Raw genomic sequence first — 9,554 nt, forward strand, 5'->3', positions numbered from 1 at the left:
TCTGCCGTCGTTCGGTTGTTGCGTGTGCAATGGCCATCGATCATGGTGATCGGGCGACGGAGGGGGGCATCCCAAGGTCGTCCCGTTTAGGTCTTTCGCTTAAGTAGACCTGAACCAAGAGGATGCGTTGATTTTCAACGAATTTTTCGCGGGTAGCTCAAACGGCTTTGTACGATGATTTGTACGGAGCCTCAACTTGGAGGTTTAAAATGAAGTTCAAGGGCCTTTTGCTCGGTTCTGCGGCAGCGCTGCTCGCCGTTAGCGGAGCACAAGCGGCTGATCTTCCCGTAAAGGCCAAGGCGGTCGAATACGTGAAGATCTGTTCGCTCTACGGTGCTGGTTTCTACTACATGCCGGGCACCGACACTTGCATCAAGTTCGGCGGCTACGCGCGTGCCGACATGATCCTCGGCGGCGCAGGCGACTATGGCTTCCGGCAGAGCGGCACAGGCACGAACGCCGGGTCGAACAATCGTCTGACCGACTATTATCATAGCCGCGCACGTATGGACCTCACCGTCGATACCCGCACGGCGACCGAATATGGTGTGGTTCGTACCTTCGCCGACATGGTCTTCAGCTGGGATACCCCAGGCGTCACCGGCAGCAGCCCGTCGGCGTTCGGAACCGGTTCCGCCTCGCTCGGCCTCTACCACGCGTTCGTCCAGTTCGCTGGCTTCACCTTCGGCCGCACGGTCTCGATCTTCGACACCCCGTGGCAGAGCTATCCGGCTGGCGGTCCCGATACCCTTCCGGGCGGCAGCAACAACGTGACCGGCATCAACCAGGTTGCCTACACGGCTGACTTCGGCCAGGGCATCACCGCTTCGGTGGCGTTGCAAGACATGACGACGGCGGCCGGTGGCCAGTCGAACCTCTTTAACACTTCATTTGCCGCGGCTACGCCTGCTGCCTTGGTTACTGCTGCCGGCACTGCGTTCTCGACGGGCGCCTACGGTGCCAACGATTGGGGCGCCACGCGTTCCCCCGACATCGTCGGTGCTGTCCGCGTCGATCAGGCCTGGGGTCTGGCCCAGATCTCGGCTGTCGCGCATGAGATCCATGCTGCCTACTACGGCACGACTGAAGCCTCCGGCCATCCGTCCGACAAGTGGGGCTGGGCAGTTCAGGGTGCGTTGTCCATCAAGAATGTCCCGACCGGGCCTGGCGACAGCCTCAACTTGCAGGCTGTCTACACGGATGGCGCGTCCCGCTACAACTTCCAGAGCTTGTTCCCGCAGAGCTTCTTCATGTTCGGCGGTAGCGGCATCGCGTACCAGAGCATCGGAATCGCTGCTATTGCTGACGGCGTCTTCGGTACTGGTACCGGCATCGACACCGTCAAGACCTGGGGCTTCCGCGGTGGCTATACCCACAATTGGAACCCCTACTGGGCGACCGGCCTCTATGGTGCCTATGCTCAGTTGAAGTACGGCGATACGGGCAAGGCGTTGATTTGCGGTAACTGGGTCGCCTCATTCGGTGCCGCCACTTCGACCTGTAATCCGGACTTCAACTTCGCGGCCGTTGGTATCAACACCGTGTGGACCCCGGTCAAAAACCTCGCGTTCACAGCGGACCTGAGCTATTCGCGTCTGGACCAGAAGTACTCGGGTACGATTGCGCTCCCCGCTATTGCTTCCCCCGCCAAGCCGGCAGCTGTGTACGAGCTTAAGGACCAGGGCTCGCTCGAATTGCTCCTCCGCGCTCAGCGCACCTTCTAACATCGATCCATGGATTGATCGGAGCCCCCGGCGGGAAACTGCCGGGGGTTTTGCGTTAATTGGAATGAAGCCGACTTTGTGCCGCTTGTGGAGTGCTCCGCCGTGGACGAGTCAGATCGTCGTGCCGACGAATTGAGGAAATCTTCGAGTATCCCTTTGGTATCTCTGGTCCAGAATGGATGATCTTGGCGGCACTATCTGAGGTGCACCCCGATGCTGGCCTTCGTGCCGACGCGCTCGCTAAGTGGCTTGGCGTCCATCTGTCCTATGTCACTGCAAAGGCCAGCCAGGTGGTTGTATGAGCGAGGTCTATTGCGGTTGTCATTTGCGCGCGACCCAAATGCAATGCCGCTCTGGTTGACTGAGAGAGCGAGAAGCCGCATTCCGCAATTGGGTAAACACCGCTGACGCCCCCGCTCGGCGCAAGCGATTCGAGCAGGAACAGTTGGTTGAGAACCGCATATTGGCACATTGCCTATCAAGCCCATAGATAGTGAACGCTGCGATTGGACGGCGTCAGTCGCGAGGTCAGCCGCCCCAGTGTTGGCGCTGGTAGGCATTGCCAGCGTTGGCCGGCATCGATCCTATCGCGCCCACGGGCACCTGAGCGGTGGCTTCGTGCCTTAGAGCGCAAAGCGCGCAGCCGTTGTTCTCGCCAGAAAAGACGACTAGGGTTTTTGCATCGGTCATCAAGAACTAGGCCCGTCATGGGGTCCAGAAACAACCATATGTCGCAGCAAAGCCGCAACACCGGAGCCTCGGCCCCTTCCTCACTCCATCCGTCGGCTGCTCTGGACAAGGCAATTTCGGCGCAGCGTTCGGGCAATCTGTCGGATGCGGAACGAGCGTACACGACCATCCTGAAGGGGAGCCGAACGCATCCCATCGCGCTCCATATGCTGGGGCTGTTGCACGCCCAGCGCGGCAATTTCGCGGGCGCCGAGCCATTGCTCAAAAAGGCGGCTCGCGTCGATTCCGGCAATCCCGACGTTCTTTTCAACTATGCCAACGTGCTGCGTGCATTGGACAAGACAGACGACGCGCTCGCCTGGCTTGCAAAAGTGATTGCCTTGTCGCCGAACTTCGCCGATGCGCATCTCAATCGTGGCGCTATCCTGATGGCGCGGCATGAACTTCACGGCGCCATCGCGGAGTTTGATCGTGCCATTGCGATCGAACCCTCGAGCGCAGCGTTCGCAAATCGAGGCAGTGCGTTTCACCAGCTCGGTCAGTTTGACGAGGCGCATGATAGCTACAGGCGTGCCATCGAACTTGCACCGTCGAATCCACAGAACCATTTCGTCTTGTCCGAGGTCCTCACCCAGATGGGGCGGGAAGACGAAGCGATCACAGCGCTCGAAAGAACGGTCGCGCTGAACAAGACCTTCCCATTCGCGTTCAGCAAGCTCGTTGCGTCCAGGCGGATGCGTGCCGACTGGCGCAGTTTCGAAGTTGAACAGGCCGCCATGGACGATGCCGTCGATTCCCATGTGCCGATCGATCCATTCACCTTCTTTCATGCCTCCTCGTCTCCAGCACGCCAATTGACCTGCGCAAAGACCTATGTTGCCAATGTCGCTCCGGAGCGAGGTGCCGCGATACTCAGAACGCCGTCACCAACTTCCCGGCTGCGGGTCGCGTATCTGTCTGCCGATTTTCGTCGTCACGCCACCGCGCATTTGATGGCCGGAGTTATCGAGGAGCACGACCGCGAGCGCTTCGAAATCAGCGCCATCTCCTACGGACCGGATGACCGCAGCGAGATGCGCGACCGCCTGACGGCAGCATTCGAACGCTTTGAAGACGTCAGCCACTTTGCCGACGAGGACGTGGTCAAGCTGATACGCCAGCTCGACATTGAGGTCCTCGTCGATCTGGGAGGCTTCACCGCCGGTGCGCGGCCGAAAATCCTGGCGGGCCGGGCGGCTCCCATCCAGGTCAACTATCTCGGCTTTCCCGGCACGATGGGCGCGTCATATATCGACTACGTCATGGCCGACCGGATCGTCATCCCCGAGGGAGAGCAGCAGCACTACGCCGAGAAAGTGATTTATCTCCCTGACACCTATCAGGCGACCGACGCGAGGCGACCGCTCCCGCAAAATGTACCGGCCCGGACCGAGGTCGGACTGGCAGACGATGCATTCGTTTACTGCGCGTTCAACAGAACCGCCAAGATCACGCCCGTGCTGTTCGATGTCTGGATGAGGCTGCTTGCCAAGACGGCCGGCAGCGTTCTTTGGCTGCTTGATGGGGACCCAATCGCCACAGAGAACCTGAGGCGTGAAGCCGTTGCGCGCGGTATCGCCGCCGAGAGGATCGTGTTCGCTCCAAACGTCCCTGCCGACGAACATCTGGCGCGCCACCAACTCGCCGATCTGTTCCTGGACACATTGCCCTACAACGCCCATACCGGTGCCAGCGACGCCCTTTGGGCTGGCTTGCCGGTCCTGACCTGCCTCGGCACTGCCTTTGCGGGACGTGTTGCGGCCAGTCTCCTGAATGCTGTCGGCCTTCCTGAGCTGGTGACGCAATCCTTGGACAAATATGAGGAATTGGCGCTTCGGATCGCGCGTGATTCCGAACTTCGAACCGCCCTCAAGAGCAAATTGGCGGCGCATCGGGCCACTTGGCCTCTGTTCGATACTACCCGGATGGCTCGACACATCGAAAAGGCCTTCAATGAAATGTGGCGCCGCCACTACGCTGGCGAAGCGCCGGCCTCGTTTGCCGTCTAAATCTCATCATGAGGTCGCCTTGGCGTGAAGCCTCATGTCATTCCTTCCATGGGCTTCCCGCATATGACTGACAACGAACCGGACCTTCTAAACAGTCTCATCCGGCCGGCACGGCTGACCTCGGTGGTTGATGTCGGGGCCAATCCGATCGATGGCGAGCCGCCCTACAAGGCGATGCTACAACGAAGACTTTGTACCGTCGTTGGCTTTGACCCGCAGGACGAAGCGCTTGCAGAGCTCAACGCCCGCAAGAGTGATCTCGAGAGCTACTATCACTATGTCGTCGGGAATGGGCACAAGGCAAAGCTGCGTCTGTGCCGTCTCCCGGGTATGACAAGCCTGCTGCTTCCGGATCAGAATGTGCTGTCGCATTTTGCGGAATTTTCCGAATGGGGCAGCGTGGTCAGCGAACATCCGGTCCAGACCCGCCGGCTCGACGATATTGCCGAAATCCGGGATCTGGATTTCCTGAAAATTGACGTTCAGGGCTCCGAATTGGCAATCTTCGGAAGCGGGCGGGAAAAGCTGAAGCAGGCGGTCGCCGTCCAAACGGAAGTCTCATTTCTTTGTCTCTACAAGGACCAGCCGACATTCGGTGATATTGATGGCGAACTACGCAAGCAGGGATTCATTCCTCACGCTTTTACGGCCGTCAAGCAGCGGATGATAGCTCCATTGACCGACCCGCTTAACCCTCATGCGGCCATGAACCAGCTGCTGGAGGCCGACATCGTCTACGTGAGAAACTTCATGCGGCCGGCGGATATGACGGTCGAGCAACTCAAGCATCTCGCGATGATAGCTCATCATTGCTACCGTTCGTTCGACCTTGCCGCAAACTGCATTCACCACCTGATTTCGCGCAAGACGATCCCCGACCAGTCGATCCACGATTACATAGCGTCCATCCAACTTCCGCCATGCTGACCTGGGCAGATCGCGGCTGGATCAGAAGTATTCCGGCCGGCACGTCGCCGTCCCCGCGGTTGCGAGCCCTGCTAAGCCGGGCGCTGTGTATGAGCTGGAGGATCAGAACTCGCTCGTTCTGCTGCTTCGCGCTCAGCGCAACTTCTAAGATCGATCACTTGACTACTCAGAGCCCTCGGCAGGAAACTGCCGGGGGTTTTGTGTGTTGACAGGACCATTCTACTGCTGGCGGACGACTATGACGGAGCGAGCCCTCGACAAAACGGCCGCCTGCCTTCTGTGGCAGCTCTTCGAAATACATTCGCGTTTAGAGGACCTCAACGAGAGTTGGGCCGATTTGATTGGTGTCACTGCGCCGCAGTGGCTCATATTGATGGCAGTTTCTGAGTTGGAGAAGGGGAGAGGGGTTTCAGGAGATGCGATTGCGAAGAAGCTTTGCGTGCAATCGGGCTTCGTGACCAGTCAGACCAAAAGTCTCGAAAAGGCTGGCTTCTTGTTGCGTACACCGAGTGCGGTTGACACGCGTGTCGTCCTGATGTCGATGACAGAAAAGGCCTTGGCGGCGTTCGATAAACTGTCGAAGCGAAGGCTCTCTTTGAACTCAACCATTGTCAACGGGCTCGACGAGAAGATCCTGGCTGATCTCAATGTTGCGCTTGCGACAGTCGCCAAGAATGTTCAGCAGGCAACGCAATTGCTCGCCATTGACGTTGCGTTCGGGCTTCGTGAACGGTTCGTTCGGCCGGACGATTGACTAAGCAATCTCGAACGAAGCCTGCCGGACCGTCAACTAGCAGTAGCCGTGCAGTCCACAGCGACCCCTCATCGGCTCTCGGGAGTTTAAGCCATGCAAAATGGAACCCCTGTGATTCTAAAGTGGCCGTAGCGGCCGTTCAATTGCGCATGTTACGAATAGGCACTGGCGACGACTGAGCCCGGTCTACTGGCGGCGCTGATGGCGCCAATGTCGCTTGAGCACACTCACGAGGTCCGTCCGGCCTCCCTGCAAATCGATGAAGTCGGGCCCGGCCACCACTACCAAATGCTTTGGCGAACCGTGCTTGTCGGGATGCGGTTGCCGGTCGTGCTGTGCCTCCCCGACGAGATTCATCGACATCATCGAGCCCTCAGCGAAAGAGCTGTCCGAATCGAGGAACGGCAGGGGCGCCTCTACGCCGGGGCGGGCGAGGTCGACGATCGGCAGAAGCTTGCCCATAATCTCGACGGGCCTTGAGAGCCAGCCGAATGGACGTGACGCGATCTGGCCGCAGCAGTAGGTCAACCAGAGCCTCCTCCACGAGAACGGAGCTGAATTGCAATCGGCAGCCCCGTCAGCGCGATAATAATCGTCATTGCCGGAAGCATCCGAGTTTGTCTCGATCTTCCGTCCACACCACTGCTCACAACACGCGCTTCGCGCCCGGGATCCGCCGCAACGCGCGCGTCAGCGCCCAGCTGAAGGCGACCGTCAATACGAATACGATGGGTGCTTTCACGGTCGCCGGCACATTGAAGTCGAACAGCCAATACTGCAGCCACAGCGCGATCGGGTAGTGCACCAGGAATATGCCGAAAGCGTCAGGTTGCATCGCATCGAGTATGCTCTTGCCTGAACCGGCGAACCTCAGGAAATAAGCCAGTATCAGGAACAGGATGGCCACGCTGAAGACAGTGAAGCAGACGGCATAGGTCGCTTCATACCAGTCGGGCAAATCCTCCGGATTGCCCAGATTTTCGCGCTTGATCGAGATCAGCACCCACATGAGGTAATACGGGACGATCGTCAGCAGCATCCAGTCCCAGCTGACCTTTGACATGCGGCCGTCCGCAGACAGCAGTCCGCGATCCAGTTGCGCAACACCTATGCCGGCGCCGAAGAAAAAGTAGGACGCGTAGAGAAGCACCCGGCCGTGCTGCACCGAGAACGGCCCGAACTCGAACCAGCTACCTGCTCCGAAGTGAATCCGTCCCGGAATGTAGAACGCCGCGGTGACAGCAAGCATGACCGCGAAGAACACCGCGGGCCGGCGGCGACCGTGCAGCGAGAGGCGGTTGATCGGATCGAGCATGTTGGGCGACAGCCAATACAGCATGCAGGCAATGAGGTCGAAAGCGAACAAGACCCACAGGAACCAGATGGGTCCGCTCGGCCACGTACCTTTCGTGATTGTGGTCCACCAGAACTCAGAAAAGCCGATTTCGGGATGCTGCCGCAGCGAGATGGCGTAGTAAGCAAGCGGAATCAACGCGAACGCGCAGATCACGAATGGCAGGCCAAGCCGTAGCAGGCGATCTGACAAATAGTTCAGCTGACCCTTCCGGGCGATACCCGGCCATACAAAAAGCCCCGACAGGAAAAAGAACATCGCCATGAAGAAACTGTCGGTGGCGAGCACGATCATGTCGAAGCCGAAGAATTCCTTCGGATCGGTGTGACCGTAATAAGTATAGGGGATGACGGCGTGGTGCAGCAGCACCACCAGCGTCAGAAAGGTCCGGGCGCGATCAAGCGCAGGGTTTCGGGATTTGACCTTGGGCACCGCCGTGGTGTCGGCGGCTCCCATCGTGACGGACGTCGATGACATGAGCGTGACCCTGGTATGATCTCGCTCAGCCGCCATACTCGATCCTTGCCCGAAACCTTCGCGGCCGGCGTGACAACCTTGTGGTCACGATCGCCATTCTGAAGCGGCAGTTGGGCGCGGAGCAGCGGGCGGCCTGACAGACTACCCGCGCGTGGCATGCCGATGAGTCGAGGCATTTTGGTGACCATGACTTATGTGATTGCGACCGGTCCTAAGGCCCGGCGTGATGCCCGTGCTGCCGGAGGCCCATCCCCGGTAGACACTCGGCCCCCGCGCTATGGACCATGTGCGGACCCGCGGCTCGGGGGCCGATTTGCCATCGGGAGAGGCGGACTTTGCAACCAACCGATGCCGGCCAACGCTAGATTGGATTTTCAAAAGAGCAGAGCGTTGCCTTGCACCGACGAGTCTTGTGCCGCCTACCGCGCGCGGTGCTAAAGCCCGGTGAGGTGGTATCGAATGCCCACTAAGCAATCACTCGCAAGGACTACCATCAAGTAAGCAGAAAGGGTTTCTCAGGGCTGACGCTGACTGAGAGTTCCTAACGCTCCCGCCGCAGCCATGGGAGCGCGCTATGCCGCACAAGGACAACTTGCTTCTCGCATCGCTTTCTCCGGGGATCTTGCTGCCCTTCAACCCCACCTGAAGCTCGCACATTTCGAGCAGGAGCAGGTGCTCTTCGAGGCCGGCGACACGATCGACGCGACCTATTTTCCGACGAGCGCAGTTGTTTCTATCGTGGTCACACTGTCGAGTGGCCAGGTCGTGGAGGCCGCGATGGTCGGCCGAGACGGCGTCGTTGGCGCGTCGGCCGCGCTTGATGGGAGGATGGCGCTAAGCCGGGGGGTGATCCAGCTGAGCGGCGAGGCAATGGTTGGCGAACCGACGCTCCACTAGGACCGTCAAGGCGCGCCATTCGACGGGTGACGCCGTCATAAATTCGTAATCTTCCGCCAATGAACCTTTTTGGAGCTCCAGTTTTGCCATACGCTGGGGCACAGCGGACGGGTAAGCAATGACTGAACGCACACAAATGACGCTGGCACTGCGTGACCGCCTTTTAGAGGAGGCTCGAAAGGAATTGCTCGATTTCGAGCGTCGGGAAAATGAGTTCCGTAAGAAGGACCGAGAGGAGCGCGCCGCAGAGCTGCGACTTCCACTGAACAATATTCACTAGCCCGGCGGCCGCCTAGTTGGCGGCTGACGGTCCAGCCTTACCAGAGCTTTGAGAGAGACCGTTTAAGTTGGATACATCGTGAGAAGGAACCGTGGGCGCGGAGATTGAACTCAAGCTCGCCACGTCGAAGCGCGGTCTGCAGCAGGCGATGGCGCTGCCGTGGCTGAAGAAGCAGGCCAGCGATGTCAGCCGCAAGCAAGAGCTCACCTCGGTGTATTTTGATACCAATGATTTCGTACTCCGCGAACATGACATCAGCCTGCGGGTACGTAAGGCCGGTGCACAGCGGCTACAGACCATTAAAGCCAACTCCAGCGCGCTGGTCGCCCGCGAGGAATGGGAAACGGAGATTGACCGCGACGAGCCCAAACTGGAGTTGGCCCGCGACACCGCGCTCGCGCCG

The 9,554-nt window shown here is 59.2% G+C and carries 9 protein-coding genes; 7 read left to right on the forward strand and 2 right to left on the reverse strand.

Features of this window, described 5'->3' with window-relative positions; genetic code table 11:
- Window positions 1-209 precede the first annotated feature (209 nt).
- The 4 genes from FXB40_RS41665 to FXB40_RS41680 all read left to right on the forward strand — a co-directional run bounded on the left by FXB40_RS41665 (window position 210) and on the right by FXB40_RS41680 (window position 6,143).
- Complete coding sequence (locus tag FXB40_RS41665) at window positions 210-1,724, forward strand: porin (RefSeq protein WP_148778063.1); 1,515 nt, start codon at window positions 210-212, stop codon at window positions 1,722-1,724.
- A gap of 728 nt (window positions 1,725-2,452) precedes the next feature.
- A complete protein-coding gene (locus FXB40_RS41670) occupies window positions 2,453-4,462 on the forward strand; it encodes a tetratricopeptide repeat protein (RefSeq protein WP_187437502.1) in 2,010 nt (669 codons plus the stop codon).
- A gap of 24 nt (window positions 4,463-4,486) precedes the next feature.
- Window positions 4,487-5,389: an FkbM family methyltransferase gene (locus FXB40_RS41675; protein ID WP_210352230.1), complete on the forward strand. Its 903-nt coding sequence runs from the start codon at window positions 4,487-4,489 to the stop codon at window positions 5,387-5,389.
- A 238-nt stretch (window positions 5,390-5,627) separates the two neighbouring features.
- Window positions 5,628-6,143: a MarR family winged helix-turn-helix transcriptional regulator gene (locus FXB40_RS41680; protein WP_148778066.1), complete on the forward strand. Its 516-nt coding sequence runs from the start codon at window positions 5,628-5,630 to the stop codon at window positions 6,141-6,143.
- Between the two features lie 186 nt (window positions 6,144-6,329).
- On the opposite strand, the gene FXB40_RS41685 is transcribed toward FXB40_RS41680, so the two are convergent.
- Together FXB40_RS41685 and FXB40_RS41690 are read right to left on the reverse strand one after the other, a co-directional pair.
- Complete coding sequence (locus FXB40_RS41685; RefSeq protein ID WP_148778067.1) at window positions 6,330-6,671, reverse strand: hypothetical protein; 342 nt, start codon at window positions 6,669-6,671, stop codon at window positions 6,330-6,332.
- Window positions 6,672-6,789: 118 nt separating this feature from the next.
- Window positions 6,790-7,974, reverse strand: coding sequence for an acyltransferase family protein (locus tag FXB40_RS41690; RefSeq protein WP_148778068.1), 1,185 nt, complete (start codon window positions 7,972-7,974; stop codon window positions 6,790-6,792).
- 561 nt (window positions 7,975-8,535) lie between these two features.
- Here FXB40_RS41690 and FXB40_RS41695 point away from each other — a divergent pair.
- The 3 genes from FXB40_RS41695 to FXB40_RS41700 form a co-directional block, all read left to right on the forward strand.
- Complete coding sequence (locus FXB40_RS41695; RefSeq protein ID WP_148778069.1) at window positions 8,536-8,871, forward strand: cyclic nucleotide-binding domain-containing protein; 336 nt, start codon at window positions 8,536-8,538, stop codon at window positions 8,869-8,871.
- Window positions 8,872-8,989: 118 nt separating this feature from the next.
- On the forward strand, window positions 8,990-9,151 hold the full coding sequence (locus FXB40_RS48455; RefSeq protein ID WP_187437503.1) for a hypothetical protein: 162 nt from the start codon (window positions 8,990-8,992) through the stop codon (window positions 9,149-9,151).
- A 91-nt stretch (window positions 9,152-9,242) separates the two neighbouring features.
- On the forward strand, window positions 9,243-9,554 hold a 312-nt coding region (locus FXB40_RS41700), incomplete at its 3' end, for a CYTH domain-containing protein (protein WP_148778070.1).

The sequence above is a fragment of the Bradyrhizobium rifense genome, assembly GCF_008123425.1.
In the GTDB taxonomy this organism is placed as follows: domain Bacteria; phylum Pseudomonadota; class Alphaproteobacteria; order Rhizobiales; family Xanthobacteraceae; genus Bradyrhizobium; species Bradyrhizobium rifense.

Excerpts from the sequence above, each read along its gene's own strand:
- FXB40_RS41690 (WP_148778068.1), bottom strand. The coding sequence starts at position 7,974 with ATGTCATCGACGTCCGTCACGATGGGAGCCGCCGACACCACGGCGGTG.
- FXB40_RS41695 (WP_148778069.1), top strand. The coding sequence starts at position 8,536 with ATGGGAGCGCGCTATGCCGCACAAGGACAACTTGCTTCTCGCATCGCT.
- FXB40_RS41670 (WP_187437502.1), top strand. The coding sequence starts at position 2,453 with ATGTCGCAGCAAAGCCGCAACACCGGAGCCTCGGCCCCTTCCTCACTC.
- FXB40_RS48455 (WP_187437503.1), top strand. The coding sequence starts at position 8,990 with ATGACTGAACGCACACAAATGACGCTGGCACTGCGTGACCGCCTTTTA.
- FXB40_RS41680 (WP_148778066.1), top strand. The coding sequence starts at position 5,628 with ATGACGGAGCGAGCCCTCGACAAAACGGCCGCCTGCCTTCTGTGGCAG.
- FXB40_RS41665 (WP_148778063.1), top strand. The coding sequence starts at position 210 with ATGAAGTTCAAGGGCCTTTTGCTCGGTTCTGCGGCAGCGCTGCTCGCC.